Raw genomic sequence first — 15,503 nt, 5'->3', positions numbered from 1 at the left:
CGAACGAACGCACAAACGAAAACGCCGTCACCTCGGTGACGGCGTTTCGTCGAATTCGTCGGATGATAGCGCAATCGTGCGGGCCTCACCGGCCGTTACGTCGCGCGGCAGCCGCGCTCGCTTCGCTTACTTCTTCTTGCCCTTGTGCGCGGCGGCCTTGGCCGGCGCGGCTTTCGCGGGCGCGGCCTTCGCCGGCTTCGCCGACGACTTGGCGGCGCCGCCGCGCTTGCCGCCGTGCGACTTGCCGCCCACCGCCAGGCTCGCGCGCTCGATGCGCGCACCGCCCGTCGACGTCGCGATCCGCTCCGGACCGGGTTCCGCCGGCACCGCGCGGCCGACCGGCACGTGCAGCACGAGCGCCTGGCCCGGCATCGCGAGATCGCGGTGCGTACGGTTCCACGCCTTCAACTGGCCGACCGACACGCCGTAGCGGCCGGCGATCGCCGCCATCGACTGCTTGCGGCGCACGCGGATCAGCATCTTGCGCGTGTCGGGGACGTCCGGCTCCATCGCGAGCGCGCCGTTTTCGGCGACGTCGGCGCTGATGTCCTCGTCATCGTCATCGCCGCGCGGCACGACGATCGTCGAGCCCGGCTTCAGGCGCATGCCGGCCGGAATCTTGTTGACCGACATCAGCGTATCGGCGTCGACGCCGATCTTCTCGGCGATCGCGGCCGGGCGCGCGCGTTCGCTGACCGTGTAGGTGGTCCACGACGACAACTGGCCGCTGTAGGCTTTCAGGTTCTTCTCGAACGCGGACGCGTTGTCGAACGGCAGCAGGATCTGCGGCTCGGTCGCGCCGAGCATCACCGGCTTCGAGAACGACGGGTTCAGCGAGCGGAACTCGTCGAGCGGCAGGTTCGCGAGCTTCGCGGCCACCGCCACGTCGATGTCGCGCGACGTCGTGACCGTCACGAAATACGGGTGGTTCGGAATATCCGGCAGCGCGAGGCCGTACTGCTGCGGGCTCGCGATGATGTTCTTCACCGCCTGCAGCTTCGGCACGTAGTTGCGCGTCTCGTTCGGCATCCGCAGGTTCTGGTAGTCGGTCGGCAGGCCGGCCGCCTGGTTGCGCGCGATCGCGCGCTGCACGTTGCCTTCGCCCCAGTTGTATGCGGCCAGCGCCAGATACCAGTCGCCGAACATGTCGTGCAGGCGGGACAGGTAGTCGAGCGCGGCGCTCGTCGACGCGAGCACGTCGCGGCGCTCGTCCTGCCACATGTTGCGCTTCAAGTTGTACGTGCGGCCGGTGCCGGGCATGAACTGCCACATGCCGGCCGCCTTCGCGACCGACAGCGCCTGCGGGTTGTACGCGGACTCGATGAACGGCAGCAGCGCGAGCTCGGTCGGCATGTGACGCGCCTCGAGCTCCTCGACGATGTGATACAGGTACTTCTGCGAGCGCTCGGTCATGCGCTGCACGTAATCGGGACGCTGCGTATACCAGGTCGTCTGCATGTCGACGAGATCGCTCTGCAGGTCGGGCATCTGGAAGCCGCGGCGGATGCGCGCCCAGAGATCGGAGTCTGCAGTGGTCAGGTCGCCGACGGATTGCTTGTCGACGTCGACAGTTTCTTTGGCGGTGGCTGATTTACGGAGGTAGTTGGACGTCGCCTGCGAATCGGCGGCGTTGTTGGCGACAGGGGGCTGGCTCGCACAAGCGGCGAGTAGCAGTACCACCATCGCACTCAATATAAGTCGCATGAAAATCTCGGCTTCCGACGGCTGGAAATTGCAGGCGATACTACGGAAGTGCGTGCTTCACGTCAATAAAAACACCGAAAACTCAGCGAAATCCTACATTTGGAGCAATTTTTACAGATACCGCTTGAGCTTTGGCGTCCTCCGGAAAACGTCATCGGAACCGGTTTTTCCATTCGCGCATCAGCGTGAATGCCGTCAGACGATCCGTCACCGTTTCGTGCAGCTCGGCCTCGAGCGTCGCGTGGATCGCCGCGCTGTCGGCCCGCATGAACGGGTTGACGGCACGCTCGTGCGCGATCGTGGTCGGCAGCGTCGGCACGCCGCGCGCGCGCAGCGCCTGCGCGTCGTCGCGCCACGCGGCCAGTGCCGCATTGCCGGGCTCGCACGCGAGCGCGAAGCGGATGTTCGACAGCGTGTATTCGTGTGCGCAGTGCACGCGGGTGTCGCCGGGCAGCGCCGCGAGCGCGTCGAGCGACGCGAGCATCTGCGCGGGCGTGCCTTCGAACAGGCGGCCGCAGCCGCACGAGAACAGCGTGTCGCCGCAGAACACGTGCGGCACCGCGTTGCCCTGCCCGGCCGCGCGTCGACTTGCCGCGCCTTCGCCGGCCGCTTGAAAATACGCGATGTGACCGCGCGTATGGCCCGGCACGTCGAGCACGTCGAACGCGACGGCCGGCGCGTCGAGCGTCACGCGATCGCCGCCTGCAAGGGGCCGCGTGACCACGCCGATCGCTTCGGCCGCGGGGCCGTAAACGGGCAGCGGCGCATCGTCCGGTTGGCTATTGCGCAGCGCCTCGACACCGCCGACGTGGTCGGCATGGTGGTGCGTGAGTAAAATAGCGGTCAACCGCCAGCCTCGTTCGGCAAGAACCCGGCGTACGGGGGCGGCTTCACCCGGGTCGACGGCGATCGCATCGCGGCCGTCCGAGACGAGCCAGATATAGTTGTCTTCGAATGCCGGAACCGGCACGTATTCCAGCTCGTTCATGGGCGCGCAATCATCGTTATGTCTGACCGTCAAATTATAGACTGGCCTGCCTGGACCGACTCGCCGCCCGGCCGCTACGTGCTGGGCTGGGAACAGGCGCAGCTCGACCGGATCGTGTCCGACGTCTTCGGATTCCACGCGCTGCAGCTCGGCCTGCCGCAGCTCGACGCACTGCGCGAGAACCGCATGCCGTATCGCGGCCTGGTGCTCGACCCGGCGAGCGGCGCGAGCGCGCCGTACCAGTATCCGTGGGCGGGCGAAGCGCACACGGCGGGCCATGCGCCCGCCGATCGCAGCACGACGTGGTGCGACCTGCTCGACCTGCCGTTCGAATCGCAAAGCGTCGACCTGATCGTGATGCCGCACACGCTCGAATTCACGTCCGACCCGCACCGCCTGCTGCGCGAGGCCGAGCGCGTGCTGATGCCGGAAGGCCAGCTCGTGATCACCGGCTTCAATTCGCTCAGCCTGTGGGGCATGCGGCAGACGTTCGGGCGCATGGCGAACCGCCCGTTCGTGCCGGCCACGCGCGACCAGATCGCATTCATCCGGCTGAAGGACTGGATCAAGCTGCTCGGTTTCGACCTCGAACGCGGCCGCTTCGGCTGCTACCGGCCGCCGCTCGCCACCGACCAGTGGCTGGCCCGCTACGGCTTCATGGAGGCCGCCGGCGACCGCTGGTGGCCGATTTTCGGCGCCGTCTACATGGTGACGGCCGTCAAGCGCGTGCGCGGCATGCGCCTCGTCGGCCCGATCAAGATGAAGAAGCCCGTTCTCGCACCGGGCCTGACGCCGGCGGCCTCCCCGACCACTCATCAAGAACGTTCATGACAACCGACACCATCGACATCTATACCGACGGCGCCTGCAAGGGCAACCCCGGCCCCGGCGGCTGGGGCGCGCTGCTGCGCTACGGCGACAAGGAAAAGGAACTGTACGGCGGCGAGCCGAACACGACCAACAACCGCATGGAGCTGATGGGCGTGATCGCCGCGCTCGAAGCGCTGAAGCGGCCGTGCCACGTGGTCGTCCATACCGACTCGCAGTACGTGCAGAAAGGCATCAGCGAATGGATTCACGGGTGGAAGAAAAAAGGCTGGGTCACCGCGGCGAAGACGCCCGTGAAGAATGCCGACCTGTGGAAGCGGCTCGACGCGCTCGTCGCGCAGCACGAGATCGAGTGGCGCTGGGTCAAGGGCCACGCCGGCCATCCCGAAAACGAGCGTGCGGACGCGCTCGCGAACCGCGGCGTCGAATCGCTGGCCGCCTGACGGCCGGCCGCCTTCTCCTGTTTTTGTTGCTTTTCCCGACATGCGCCAGATCATTCTCGATACCGAAACCACCGGCCTGAACGCCCGCACGGGCGACCGCCTCATCGAAATCGGCTGCGTCGAGCTGCTGAACCGGCGGCTCACCGGCAACAACCTGCACTTCTACGTGAATCCCGAGCGCGACAGCGATCCGGGTGCACTGGCGGTGCACGGCCTCACGACCGAATTCCTGAGCGACAAGCCGAAATTCGCGGAAGTCGCCCACCAGATCCTCGACTTCGTGAAGGACGCCGAGCTGATCATCCACAACGCGCCGTTCGACCTCGGCTTTCTCGATGCCGAATTCGCGCGGCTCGGCCTGCCGCCGTTCTCCGAGCATTGCGGCGGCGTGATCGACACGCTGGTGCAGGCCAAGCAGATGTTCCCCGGCAAGCGCAACTCGCTCGACGCGCTGTGCGACCGCTTCGGCATCAGCAACGCGCACCGCACGCTGCACGGCGCATTGCTCGACTCGGAGCTGCTCGCCGAGGTATATCTCGCGATGACGCGCGGCCAGGACAGCCTCGTGATCGACATGCTCGACGACGCGGGCGCCGACGGCGGCGCCGCGAACGGCCAGCGCGTCTCGCTCGCCGCGCTCGACCTGGCCGTGGTGGCCGCGAGCGACGACGAGCTTGCCGCGCACCAGGCTCAGCTCGACGAGCTCGACAAGTCGGTCAAGGGCACCTGCGTATGGCGCCAGTCCGCCGCCGCGGATACCGCCGAAGCGGCCTGACGCACGCGGCCCGCGCCGCGGCCGCGCTCACGCGCGCGGCTGCAGCGCGATGACGGCCATCCCGCCGAGCGCGAGCACCGCGCCGGCCACGTCCCAGCGGGTCAGCGCGACGCCGTCGACCACCCGCAGCCAGATCAGCGCCACCGCGATGTACACGCCGCCGTACGCGGCATACGTGCGCCCCGCCGCGCTCGGGTGCAGCGTCAGCAGCCACGCGAACAGCGCGAGCGACAGCGCGGCCGGCACCAGCAGCCAGGCCGGGCGGCCGGCCTTCAGCACGAGCCACGGCAGGTAGCAGCCGACGATTTCGGCCAGCGCGGTAGCGGCGAACAGCGCCGCGATCCTCATCAGTTCGGTCATCCGGTTCCTCGCGAATCAGCCCCGTCGCGACGGGCGGCACGGCCGCGCCGCGCGCCGCCGATCATACCCGAGCGGGCCGCGCCGGATGCCCCGCCAGGCGGGCGACCCACGGCAATTTGCACGATCGTCCGTCATCGTGCTATCATGTCTCCCGTTTCAACATTCAATCTCTGTCTTTTCGATTTTGAGAGAAGTCCGTCCGCACGACGCGGGCCGGTGCCTCGATCGAAATTGCATCCACAGGAAAGCCCGCCCGACAGGCCCGCTTTTCTCGTTTCGCTGCCCCTCCGGGGCGTTGCCGGAAGCCGGACTCCTCGTCCGCACCGGCATCCGCCGCTTGCATCACGCGGCCCATTCTTCATGAGCGCACTGTCGCGACGGCCCATCGGGCCCGCGTCGAAGCAGCCCCTTGGCCCTTTGCTGCCCGCTGCGCAGCAACTGCTCGATGGTCTGCCCCGACGCGCAGCATGCGACACCGCGCTCGCCGGCAAACCGTGTCGGACGGCCCGCCCGTTCCGGCGCTGTCAAAGGAGTGCATGACCTTGACCGCAACACACGTCAGCCCGACCGCTGTCTCTTCCCCCGCTTCGCCGTCCGGCGACGCCCCGCTCACCGCGGACGACATCACCGTCGTCGACCAGAGCCTGCTCAAGCGCGCCGTCAGCGCGATGGCGATCGGCAATGCGATGGAATGGTTCGACTTCGGCGTCTACAGCTATATCGCCGTCACGCTCGGCAAGGTGTTCTTCCCGTCCAGCAGCCCGTCCGCGCAGTTGCTCGCCACCTTCGGCACGTTCGCGGCCGCGTTCCTCGTGCGCCCGCTCGGCGGCATGGTGTTCGGCCCGCTCGGCGACCGCATCGGCCGCCAGCGCGTGCTCGCCGCCACGATGATCATGATGGCCGTCGGCACCTTCGCGATCGGCCTGATCCCGAGCTATGCGTCGATCGGCATCATGGCGCCGATCCTGCTGCTCGTCGCCCGCCTCGTGCAGGGCTTCTCGACCGGCGGCGAATACGGCGGCGCCGCCACCTTCATCGCCGAGTTCTCGACCGACAAGCGCCGCGGCTTCATGGGCAGCTTTCTCGAGTTCGGCACGCTGATCGGCTATGTGCTGGGCGCGGGCGTCGTCGCGCTGCTCACCGCGTCGCTGTCGCAGGAAGCGCTGCTGTCGTGGGGCTGGCGCGTGCCGTTCCTGATCGCCGGCCCGCTCGGCCTGATCGGTCTCTACATCCGGATGAAGCTGGAGGAAACGCCCGCGTTCAAGCGCCAGGCCGAAGCGCGCGAAGCGCAGGACAAGGCCGTGCCGAAGGCGCGCTTTCGCGAGACGCTGTTCGCCAACTGGCGCGCGCTGCTGCTGTGCGTCGGCCTCGTGCTGATCTTCAACGTGACCGACTACATGGTGCTGTCGTACCTGCCGAGCTTCATGTCGTCGACGCTGCACTTCGACGAATCGCACAGCCTCGTGCTGGTGCTGCTCGTGATGGTGCTGATGATGCCGATGACGCTGTACGCCGGCCGCCTGTCGGACAAGGTCGGCCGCAAGCCGGTGATGCTCGCCGGCTGCGTCGGCCTGCTGGTGCTGTCGATCCCGTCGCTGCTGCTGATCCATGCGGGCACCACCGCGTCGGTGTTCGGCGGCCTGCTGATCCTCGGCGTGCTGCTGTCGTGCTTCACCGGCGTGATGCCGTCGGCGCTGCCCGCGCTGTTCCCGACCGAGATCCGTTACGGCGCGCTCGCGATCGGCTTCAACGTGTCGGTGTCGCTGTTCGGCGGCACGACGCCGCTGGTGACCGCGTGGCTCGTCGACGTGACGCACAACCTGATGATGCCCGCGTATTACATGATGGGCGCCGCGTTGATCGGCATCGTGTCGGTCGTCGCGCTCGCCGAATCCGCGCGCCAGCCGCTGAAGGGCTCGCCGCCGGCCGTCGCGACGCGCCGCGAAGCGCATCAGCTCGCTCGCCAGTTGCGCGAGGAGGACGACGAATCGGAGGTCTACGGCGTCGCGACGCCGGCCCGCGCGTAAGCGTCGCCCAATGAAAAGCCCCGGCCGAAGCCGGGGCCCGATCGAAACCGATCCCGCCCGACCGGCTTGCGCCGGCCGGGCTTCTTTCATTCGATCGACGCGAACGCGCTCATGCCCGCGCTTCGCAGTCACGGCAGAAGATCAGCGCGCGCGACCGCGACACGGCCGCCTGCGCACCGCGCGCCGCGACGATCAGCCCGACCTGGCCGAGATTGAAATCGCGCTCGACCATCAGTTGCGTCAGCGCGGCAAGCGGCAACACGACGGACGGGTGGTACAGGCTCGATTCGATCAGGGCTTTCATCATCGGCTCCATCTGGCAATGCGTGATTTGATGGAGTGGATTCTAGGGATCGGTCGACGCCGGATAAACAGCGCGAATGCGAAGTCACTTGTCAGCCGTCGAGAACAATCGGCAGCGGCTTGCCGGACAAGGCCGCGCGGCGGCCGACAGCGGTATGCGAGCGCCCGGCGGGCCGCTTCGAAGCCGAGGGCCCGTTCACGCCAGTAACGGGCTTGCGCCGGCCCTATGCGAGCGGCGTTTCGACGAAAGCCGGCAGCGCTTCGGCGCGCGCGGAATGCGCGGCGAGCGCCGGATAACGGGCCGAATCGATCCGCGCGAGCACCGGGTAGTCGGCCGCCATGAACTGCGTGAAGCGCCACGCCACCGCGACCGTCACGTCCGACTGCAACGGTCGTGCGCCGCCGAACCAGCCGTCCGTGGCGGCGGCCAGCGGCTCCAGCGCGCCGTACGCGCCTTCGAGCTGGCTCAGCACGCGTTCGATCCATGGCTCATGCTGCCTGTCCGACGGGCGCAGCGCCTGCTCGTAGACGAGCTGCACGGTTTTCTCGGCTGCGGCGAGCGCGAACCCGATCGGCACCAGCGCGCGCAGCCGGGCATCGACGGCGTCGGGCAACAGGCGCCGCTCCGGCTCGGCCAGGTGGTCGAGATAGTCGACGATCAGCGACGAGTCGAGCAGCGTCGCGCCGCCGTCGGTCACGAGCGTCGGCGCCTTGACGGCCGGGTTGAGCGTCCTGAACCGTTCGAGATGACGGAACACCGAGATCGACTCGTGTTCGAACGGCAGGTCGAGCAGCTTCGCCGAAATGGCGACACGGCGCACGAACGGGGAATCCAGCATGCCGATCAGCTTCATCGCAAACGCTCCGTTTCGAGGGAATGGGACCGGCGACTGTAGCAGCGTCGCGCGGCGGCGCCTAGCGCGCCCGTTCGCGTGATGCAGATCAGCCGCCCGCACATCCGGCTCCCGCTGCCCGGCCACAGTGACCATAATGCAGATTCACGCTCCTTCCGCCCCAGGGTCCGCCATGTGGTATGCCGTCGTCGAGCAGCAGCGGGAATGGATGCGCGCATGGCGCGCGGCGACGCGGTACGCGTTCGACGCATGGCCCGCGGCGTCGCTGCCGCATGCCGCTTCGTCGTGCTACGACGACCTGTTCGAGCCGCTGCTCGGCCCCCAGGCCGCGCCACCGGGCTTCGACCTCGCGTGGCCCGGCGTCAGCGAGCAGGTCGTCGCGCACACGCCGTTTTGCGACCTGCGGCGCTTCGCGCACGACGACGCGCGCCGCACGGTGCTGCTGTGCGCGCCGCTCGTCGGGCACGCGGCCGTGATGATGCGGGAAACCGCGGAAACGCTGCTCGCGGACGGCGACGTCTGCGTGACCGACTGGCGCAATGCGCGCGACGTGCCGCTCGCGGCGGGCCGTTTCGGGCTCGACGAGTACGTCGCGATGCTCGACGATTTCGTCGGCATGCTCCAGCGCGACGCTCGGCCGCTGCACGTCGTCGCCGTGTGCCAGGCGACCGTGCCGGCGCTCGGCGCGCTCGCGCTGCGTGCCGCGCGCGGGCTCGCGCCGCCCGCGAGCGTCACACTGATCGGCGGCCCGATCGATGCGCGCCCGAACCCGAGCGCGCTCGGCGCCGCGGCTGCCGCCCATTCGCTCGACTGGTGCCGGCGCCACCTGATCGACGTCGTGCCGCCCGGCTTCGCCGGGCACGGTCGCCACGTGTTTCCGACCTATCTGCAACAGGGCGAGATCGCGCTGCTGTATCCGCAACGCTTCCTGACGCTGATCGAGACCTACGCGCTCGCCGCTTCCCGCTTCGACATGACCGGACTCGCCGACGCACGGCGGGCGCTACGCGAATACACCGCGCTGCTCGACATGCCGGCCGACTATTTCCTCGACACGGTCGACGTCGTGTTCCAGCGCATGCTGCTCGCGACCGGCGCGTGGCGCGTGCGCGGCCGGCGCGTCGAACCGGCCACGCTGCGCGACGCCGCGCTGCTGACCGTCGAAGGCGCCTGCGACGCGGTCACGGGCGCCGGCCAGACGCATGCGGCGCTCGACCTGTGCAGCGGCCTCTGCGCCGACGAGCGCCATCGCGTCGACATCGACGATTGCGATCACTACGGGCTGTTTACGGGGCCTCGCTGGCACGGCAACGTCCATCCGGCGCTGCAGCGCGTGTTCGCGCTGGCGGAAGCCCGCCGACCGCGCCAGCGCCTGCGCCGAAGCCGTCGGACGTGACCCCGTGTCAGGGGCGCGCCGCGTCGAGCAGCGCGCGCACCTCGTCGTCGCTCGTCTGATCGAAGCGCGCGTAGAACTGGCTGATCCCGAAGAACCGTAGCGGCTGCGACACCGCGACGAACGCGTCGGCCAGACCGTCGAACGCATGCGCGGCCCCCGCCGGCGCCACCGGCACCGCCGCGACGATGCGCGCCGGGTGGCGCTCGCGCAGCGCCTGCAGCGCGACACGCATCGATGCGCCGGTCGCGACACCGTCGTCGACGACGATCGCGATGCGCCCTTCCACCGCCAGCGGCGGCGCGGCGCCGCGATACAGCGCTTCGCGGCGATGCAATTCGGCCGTCTCGCGCGCGATCACGTCGGCGAGTTGCGCGTCCGATACGTCCATCGCGCGGATCGTCGAGCGTTGCAGATGTGTCGCGCCGCCCGTCGCGATCGCGCCCATCGCGAGCTCGGGGTCGAACGGCACGCCGAGCTTGCGCACGACCAGCACGTCGAGCGGCGCGCGCAGCGCGCATGCGACCGGATACGCGACGGGCACGCCGCCGCGCGGCAGCGCGAGCACGACGACATCGCCGCGCCCCGCGTATTCGCGCAACGCGTCGGCCAACTGGCGGCCGGCCTCGGCGCGATCGGCAAAACTGGGTTCGGTCACGATCGGCTCCCTGCCCTTGCGCCGGATGCGCGCACCCCGCGCCGGCGCCTGTCCACGAGCATGGTTCATCGGTCGCACCGACGCAAGCGGGGTCAAACCGGCGCGCGACGCGCCGGAGGAAGGTCAGAGGCCGGCGGCCTGCCGGTACAGCCGCCAGAACGACTGCGCGTAGGACTGCGCGAGGTCGGGCGCGCGCCGGAACACGTTCACCGTGTCGGCCCGCTCGGCCGCGCCGTCGGACAGCGTCGTCAGCGCGACGCTGTCGTCGACGATCACGAAGCGCGACGCGGGGCCGCCGTGCCGCGAATCGATCGCGACGTCGATGCCAGCGGATTTCAGATAGCCGGCGCCGCTGGTCTTGCCCGCGCGGGGCGGGCGCACCAGCACGACGCGTACCTCGATCCCGCGCGCGCGGGCCGCGCGCAGCGCGCTCGCGACCGCCGGCGACACCTGCGTGTAGCCGGCCAGCAGCACGCGGCGCTGCGCCTGTTCGATCAGATCGACGGTCGCGTCGGCCGCCGCGTTGTCATACGAAAAGTACGTGCCGACCGATGCGGCGTCGGACGGAATCTGGCTGGCGTGGACGCTCGTCGCGCAGCAGAACGCGGCGAGCAGGATGGCGGCTGGTCTCATGGCGGGCGCCATTGTAGCGACGCCAATTCGCGTGGCAAGAGGCGGCCGCGACGCTGCTGCGCCGGCGCAACACACCGTGCGAAAGCGGTGCCCGACGGCTGGGTTTCAAGCCGGGTTTCGACCGGGTGTCGACCCGTCGGTCAGCCGCCCGCGACGCGCGCGAGCCAGCTCGTCACGCCGTCGACGGAACGGAAATCCGCGAGGCTGCGCGCCGGCAGCGCGGGATATGCGCCGCCGGCCATCTCGGCCAGCGCGCGCCCCGGGCCGAGTTCGAGAAACGCGGTTGCGCCGGCCTCGACGCACGCCGCCAGACAGGCCGCCCACTCGACCGGCTCCGCGATCTGCCGCGCGAGCTTGTCGAGGCCCGTGTCGACGTCGAGCACCGACGCGCCGTCGATCCCCGAGAACAGCCGCGTGCCGGGCAGCGGCCGGCGCACGCGCGTCGCGGCCAGCGTCGCGCGGAATGCCGGCACGGCCGCCGCGAGCCGGCGCGTGTGCGACGCGATCCGCACGCAGACGGGCGCGACGCGCAGCGCACCGGCTCGCAGCGCGGCGTCGGCCACGGCATCGACATCGGCGTGCCGCCCCGCGACCACGAACGCATCGCCGGGGTTCGCGATCGCGATGGCCGCGTCGCGGCCCTCGCACAGCCGCGCCAGCTGTGTGCGCGTCAGGCCGCGCACGAACACCATTCGCTCGTCGCCGCCGCTCGCGGCATCCATCGCGCGTGCACGCGCATCAGCCAGATCGAGCGCGTCGTGCGGGTCGATCATCCCCGCGACACTCCACGAGCCGACCTCGCCGACGCTGTAGCCGGCGACACAGCGCCGGCGCGGCCACACCGCGTCGAGCAGTGAAGCCGCCGCGAGCGCGTGGAGCGTGCAGAGAATCTGCGCGGCGCGGTTTTCCGTCAGCGCGTCGGGCCCGGCCTGCCGGACCCACGTGCGCGGATCGTCGCCGAGCAGCCGGCCCGCATGCGCGAACAAAGCGTCGGCCTGCGGCGCCGCCCCGGTCAGGTCGAACATGTCGGCACGCTGTGCGCCTTGCCCCGAACACAGGATGGCCAGCGTCATCGCACGTGCCCTTCGGCTTCGAGCACATCGACGAACACGCTCATCGCGAGCAGGTCGGCTGCCCCGCCGGGGCTCAGCCGGCGCGCGACGAACGCCCGATGCGCGGCCGCCGCGCGCAGCCGCCAGTCGCGCGCCCGCACGCCGCCACGCGCGACGAACGCACGGGCTGTCGCGCGGGCGAAATCGAGGCCGTCCTGCCCGCCGCGGTGCAGCAGATTCGTGTCGTCGAGCGCGGCGATCAGCGCGAAGCATGCGGCGACCCGCGCGGCTTCCGGATCGTCCGGCAGGTCGCGCCGGGCGCGGCGCAGCGCGGGCAAGCCGACCGCGTACACGGTCGGGAAGCCGTCGGCCGCCTCGCGACGCGCACCGCCGACACCGTAGCGGCGGCTCGCGCGCTCGCCGTGGCTGTCCGGCAGACGCGGGCCGCCAAGGATCTCGGCGCCCCAGCGACGCGATACGAACGCGCCGAGCGTCGTCCCGTCCGGCACCGCGCCCGGTATCGCGCGCCGGCCGGCGGCCGCGCACAGCAGCCCGAGCCCGAAGATCGCGCCGCGATGCGTATTGACGCCGCCGGTCGCGGCGAGCATCGCGTGCTCGGCGCGCAGGCCGATCTTGCGCAGCACGGCCATGTCGGCATCGCGTGCGCCGGCGTCGGCGAGTTCCGCGAAGTACGGCCGCAGCACGGCGGCGCTGCGCGCGAACGTCGCAGCATCCATGTCCGTATGACTGCCGGTGTCGACGTGACTGACGAGGCCCGGCTTCGGATAGGTATCGATCTCGAGCACGAGGCTGCGCTCGGCCAGCGCGGCGATACGCTCGGCATCGGACGGCGCGGCGACGCGGCAGGCGGCTCGTGCGTTCACCGCGTGCCTCCGGTGAAGGCGTCGGCGCGCATCAGTTCGACGGCGATCGCCGTCTTCACTGCGACGTCGGGCATCCGCGCGTGCAGTTCGCGCCAATTGACGCCCGCGCCGTCGGCGCGCAGCAGTTCGCCGTCGATGCGCATCGGCGCACGCGCGTCGATCGCCGCGAGACCGTCGAGCAGCGGCGCGAGCGACGCGGCATCCGGCAGCGGAAACACGATGTCCAGATCGGACGATGCGCTCAGGTAAGGGTCACCCGTCAGCGCCTGCCATGCAAGGCTGCCGAACACGCGCCCCTGCACGCCGCAGCGCGCGCCGAGCGCATCGAGCTCGCGCAGCGGCGCATGCCAGGCCGCGGGCGCGGCGGCGAGCACGTCGGTCAATGTGGGAAGCGGGCCGACCGTCGCGAGCGCGTCGGCGGTCACGTTCAGCGCGATGCGCCGCTTGCCCGCCGACGGCGGCAGCGGCAGGCCGAGCGGCACGCGGCCGGCGTCGGCTTCATCCGGCGACGCGCGACGCACGATCAGCGGTCGGCCGTGTTCGGCCCAGGCGCGCACGAGCGGATCGCTCGCGAGCGCGGGGTCGCGGGCAAAGGCCGCGCGCCACCCGGCCGCCGTCAGCGTGACGAGCGTGTGGCGGCGCAGCGGCAGCTCAGCGTGCGGCACGCGCGAGCGCCTCGACGCGGGCGGCGACGTCGGTCGCGACCGGCCGGCCGCGCGCCGCGCGCCGATCGATGCGCTCGGCCGGCTTGCCGAGCCATTCGCCGACCTGCGCGTCGAGCGCGCGGGACGGATCGAGCACGGCGTCGACGGCGCCCATCTTCACGAGGTTGTCGAGCCCCGGCGCGAACACCGGCGTCGAACGCGCCATCTCCTTCAGCACGTCGATCGGCAGCTTGGTCACGCGCGACATCGACGGCAGGTCCATCACCTCCGGCTCGGCGCCCGGCACCGCGAGCAGCGTGCGCGTCGCGAGCGCGGTCGCGATGAATGCGCCAGCCGCCGTGTGGCCGTACAGCACGCCGACCGTCCGGTGTCCGGCGAGATCCGCGTGCATCAGGCACTTCGCGAGATGCGACAGCCCTTCGTTCAGGCCGAGCAGTTCGTCGCGCTTGCTCATCCGCTGGCTGTCGCTGTCGACGAGCACGAGGATCGGCGTTTCGCCGCCGCGCGCGACCGTGTCGAGCACGCGCGACGCCAGCGTCAGCGCCTCGTCGATGCCGAACGGCAAGCGATCGGCCACACCGATCACGTCGACGCGCGTACCGGCCAGTTCCGCGTGGCCCGTGAGCAGGCCGCCATGACGCGCAATCGAATGGCCAGCGGGAAACAGCGCGTTCAGTACTTCATCGAGCGTCATGCCGGGCCTCCTGTAACTGGTCGGCGAGCTTCGCGAATGCATCGTCGGGCATGCCGGGAATCGCTTCCGGCTTGTCGGCGCCGAGCGCACGCCACACGTCGAGTGCGTCCTCGCAGCCGCCGAACCGTTCGATCCGCGCTTCGAGACGCGCCTGTTCCGCGCGCAGCATTGCCGCATCGAACGCCGGCGCGCGGCCGATCAAATCGAGCGCGGCCGCGCGAAACGCGTCCGGCGTATCGGCCACGTAGCGATCGGCGCCGCCGATCAATCGCCGGTGCTTGCCGCCCATCGTGCGCCAGATCAGCGCGCGATCCTTCGAATCGAATTCCTCGACGCCGCGGTTGGTCTCGATCACTTCGGGGCCCGACACGCTGATGCGCCCCTGTTCCGACACCGCGAGCGCCGAACAGCACGCGGCGAGCAGCCCGCCGCCGCCATAGCAGCCCGCGCGCCCGCCGATCAGCCCGATCACCGGCACGCCGGCCGCACGCGCGTCGACGAGCGCGCGCATGATCTCGGCGATCGCGAGCTCGCCCGCGTTCGCTTCCTGCAGCCGCACGCCGCCGGTATCGAACAGGATCAGCACCGGCTTGCCGACGTCGCGTGCGGCGCGCAGCAGCCCGGCGAGCTTCGCGCCGTGCACTTCGCCGAACGCGCCGCCCATGAAGCGGCCTTCCTGCGCGGCGACGAACACCGGCCGGCCGTCGAGCCGGCCATGGCCGACCACCATCCCGTCGTCGAACTGCCGCGGCAGGTCGAACAGCGGCAGGTGCGGACTCGTCACGCGCTCGGCCGGCCCGAGGAATTCGCTGAAAGTGCCCGCGTCGAGCAGCCCGTCGATGCGCTGTCGCGCCGATGCTTCGTACCAGCTCGCCGCGTTCGGGACGAACGCCGGCGCGTCGTGGATCGCGTCGCTCATCATGCGTCCCCCTCGATCGCGCGCACGGCCTGCGCGAGCCGCAGCGACACCATGTCGGGCCGCGCGCCGCCGTCGTTGATCGACAGCTTCAGGCCGCCCGGCGTGCGCCGTTCGACGAAATCCGACACGACGGCCTGCCAGACCGCGCCGAAGCCGACGGCCGCGGTGCGGATGTCGATCTCGCATTCGTTGCCCGGCAGCACGCGCTCGACGAGCACCTCGAGGTTGCCGGACGCGACCACGCCGACGAGCGCCGCGGCCTGCTCGCCCTTCGCGCGTTCGCGCGCGGTGAAGCGGTAGTTCAACTGTTCCATGCCCTCTTC

Annotated in this window: 18 protein-coding genes; 5 read left to right on the top strand and 13 right to left on the bottom strand. The window is 70.3% G+C overall.

What is annotated here, in order from left to right:
• Nucleotides 1-126: 126 nt before the first annotated feature.
• The gene (locus tag WS64_RS04610; RefSeq protein ID WP_060965832.1) at nucleotides 127-1,704 is read right to left on the bottom strand and encodes a transglycosylase SLT domain-containing protein; all 1,578 of its coding nucleotides are present in this window, start codon (nucleotides 1,702-1,704) and stop codon (nucleotides 127-129) included.
• Nucleotides 1,705-1,855: 151 nt separating this feature from the next.
• On the bottom strand, nucleotides 1,856-2,692 hold the full coding sequence (gloB, locus tag WS64_RS04605; RefSeq protein WP_059573879.1) for a hydroxyacylglutathione hydrolase: 837 nt from the start codon (nucleotides 2,690-2,692) through the stop codon (nucleotides 1,856-1,858).
• Between the two features lie 18 nt (nucleotides 2,693-2,710).
• Between gloB and WS64_RS04600 the strand changes: the two genes are divergently transcribed.
• The 3 genes from WS64_RS04600 to dnaQ are packed head-to-tail and all read left to right on the top strand — an operon-like array spanning nucleotide 2,711 to nucleotide 4,738.
• Nucleotides 2,711-3,523: a class I SAM-dependent methyltransferase gene (locus WS64_RS04600; RefSeq protein ID WP_059573880.1), complete on the top strand. Its 813-nt coding sequence runs from the start codon at nucleotides 2,711-2,713 to the stop codon at nucleotides 3,521-3,523.
• A complete protein-coding gene (rnhA, locus tag WS64_RS04595; RefSeq protein ID WP_060965831.1) occupies nucleotides 3,520-3,963 on the top strand; it encodes a ribonuclease HI in 444 nt (147 codons plus the stop codon). Before WS64_RS04600 ends, rnhA begins: the two co-directional genes overlap by 4 nt.
• Before the next feature lie 40 nt (nucleotides 3,964-4,003).
• Nucleotides 4,004-4,738 (top strand): DNA polymerase III subunit epsilon, encoded by a 735-nt coding sequence (gene dnaQ, locus WS64_RS04590; protein ID WP_059644208.1) that lies wholly within the window; start codon nucleotides 4,004-4,006, stop codon nucleotides 4,736-4,738.
• 27 nt (nucleotides 4,739-4,765) lie between these two features.
• On the opposite strand, the gene WS64_RS04585 is transcribed toward dnaQ, so the two are convergent.
• Nucleotides 4,766-5,098 carry a YnfA family protein gene (locus tag WS64_RS04585; protein ID WP_011545077.1) on the bottom strand — a complete coding sequence of 111 codons (333 nt, stop codon included), beginning with the start codon at nucleotides 5,096-5,098 and terminating at the stop codon, nucleotides 4,766-4,768.
• Nucleotides 5,099-5,634: 536 nt separating this feature from the next.
• Between WS64_RS04585 and proP the strand changes: the two genes are divergently transcribed.
• Nucleotides 5,635-7,125, top strand: a complete 1,491-nt coding sequence (gene proP / locus WS64_RS04580) for a glycine betaine/L-proline transporter ProP (protein WP_060011506.1) — start codon at nucleotides 5,635-5,637, stop codon at nucleotides 7,123-7,125.
• A 109-nt stretch (nucleotides 7,126-7,234) separates the two neighbouring features.
• Here the strand turns inward: proP and WS64_RS04575 are convergent, their stop codons facing one another.
• Both WS64_RS04575 and WS64_RS04570 read right to left on the bottom strand, forming a co-directional pair.
• A complete protein-coding gene (locus WS64_RS04575; RefSeq protein ID WP_059573884.1) occupies nucleotides 7,235-7,441 on the bottom strand; it encodes a hypothetical protein in 207 nt (68 codons plus the stop codon).
• Between the two features lie 211 nt (nucleotides 7,442-7,652).
• Nucleotides 7,653-8,282, bottom strand: coding sequence for a glutathione S-transferase family protein (locus WS64_RS04570; RefSeq protein WP_060965830.1), 630 nt, complete (start codon nucleotides 8,280-8,282; stop codon nucleotides 7,653-7,655).
• A gap of 172 nt (nucleotides 8,283-8,454) precedes the next feature.
• Here WS64_RS04570 and WS64_RS04565 point away from each other — a divergent pair, with 172 nt between their 5' ends.
• Nucleotides 8,455-9,678, top strand: a complete 1,224-nt coding sequence (locus tag WS64_RS04565; protein ID WP_060965829.1) for a polyhydroxyalkanoate depolymerase — start codon at nucleotides 8,455-8,457, stop codon at nucleotides 9,676-9,678.
• A gap of 7 nt (nucleotides 9,679-9,685) precedes the next feature.
• Here WS64_RS04565 and WS64_RS04560 read toward each other — a convergent pair whose 3' ends face one another.
• The 8 genes from WS64_RS04560 to mdcC form a co-directional block, all read right to left on the bottom strand.
• Complete coding sequence (locus WS64_RS04560; RefSeq protein WP_060313510.1) at nucleotides 9,686-10,333, bottom strand: phosphoribosyltransferase; 648 nt, start codon at nucleotides 10,331-10,333, stop codon at nucleotides 9,686-9,688.
• 123 nt (nucleotides 10,334-10,456) lie between these two features.
• On the bottom strand, nucleotides 10,457-10,978 hold the full coding sequence (locus WS64_RS04555; RefSeq protein WP_060965828.1) for a phospholipase D-like domain-containing protein: 522 nt from the start codon (nucleotides 10,976-10,978) through the stop codon (nucleotides 10,457-10,459).
• 128 nt (nucleotides 10,979-11,106) lie between these two features.
• Nucleotides 11,107-12,039, bottom strand: coding sequence for an acyltransferase domain-containing protein (locus WS64_RS04550; protein WP_060965827.1), 933 nt, complete (start codon nucleotides 12,037-12,039; stop codon nucleotides 11,107-11,109).
• The gene (gene mdcB, locus WS64_RS04545) at nucleotides 12,036-12,902 is read right to left on the bottom strand and encodes a triphosphoribosyl-dephospho-CoA synthase MdcB (RefSeq protein WP_060965826.1); all 867 of its coding nucleotides are present in this window, start codon (nucleotides 12,900-12,902) and stop codon (nucleotides 12,036-12,038) included. Before mdcB ends, WS64_RS04550 begins: the two co-directional genes overlap by 4 nt.
• Complete coding sequence (gene mdcG / locus WS64_RS04540) at nucleotides 12,899-13,567, bottom strand: malonate decarboxylase holo-[acyl-carrier-protein] synthase (protein ID WP_060965825.1); 669 nt, start codon at nucleotides 13,565-13,567, stop codon at nucleotides 12,899-12,901. The genes mdcB and mdcG overlap by 4 nt, the downstream gene beginning before the upstream one ends.
• Nucleotides 13,554-14,261 (bottom strand): biotin-independent malonate decarboxylase subunit gamma, encoded by a 708-nt coding sequence (mdcE, locus tag WS64_RS04535; protein WP_060965824.1) that lies wholly within the window; start codon nucleotides 14,259-14,261, stop codon nucleotides 13,554-13,556. Before mdcE ends, mdcG begins: the two co-directional genes overlap by 14 nt.
• Nucleotides 14,248-15,183, bottom strand: a complete 936-nt coding sequence (locus tag WS64_RS04530) for a biotin-independent malonate decarboxylase subunit beta (RefSeq protein WP_060965823.1) — start codon at nucleotides 15,181-15,183, stop codon at nucleotides 14,248-14,250. The genes mdcE and WS64_RS04530 overlap by 14 nt, the downstream gene beginning before the upstream one ends.
• On the bottom strand, nucleotides 15,180-15,494 hold the full coding sequence (mdcC, locus tag WS64_RS04525; RefSeq protein WP_006485317.1) for a malonate decarboxylase acyl carrier protein: 315 nt from the start codon (nucleotides 15,492-15,494) through the stop codon (nucleotides 15,180-15,182). Before mdcC ends, WS64_RS04530 begins: the two co-directional genes overlap by 4 nt.
• Between the last annotated feature and the right edge of the window lie 9 nt (nucleotides 15,495-15,503).

The organism is Burkholderia anthina, assembly GCF_001547525.1.
In the GTDB taxonomy this organism is placed as follows: Bacteria; Pseudomonadota; Gammaproteobacteria; order Burkholderiales; family Burkholderiaceae; genus Burkholderia; species Burkholderia semiarida.
The sequence above is the reverse complement of the archived record's forward strand: the minus strand, read 5'-3'. Positions and strand labels throughout refer to the sequence as shown.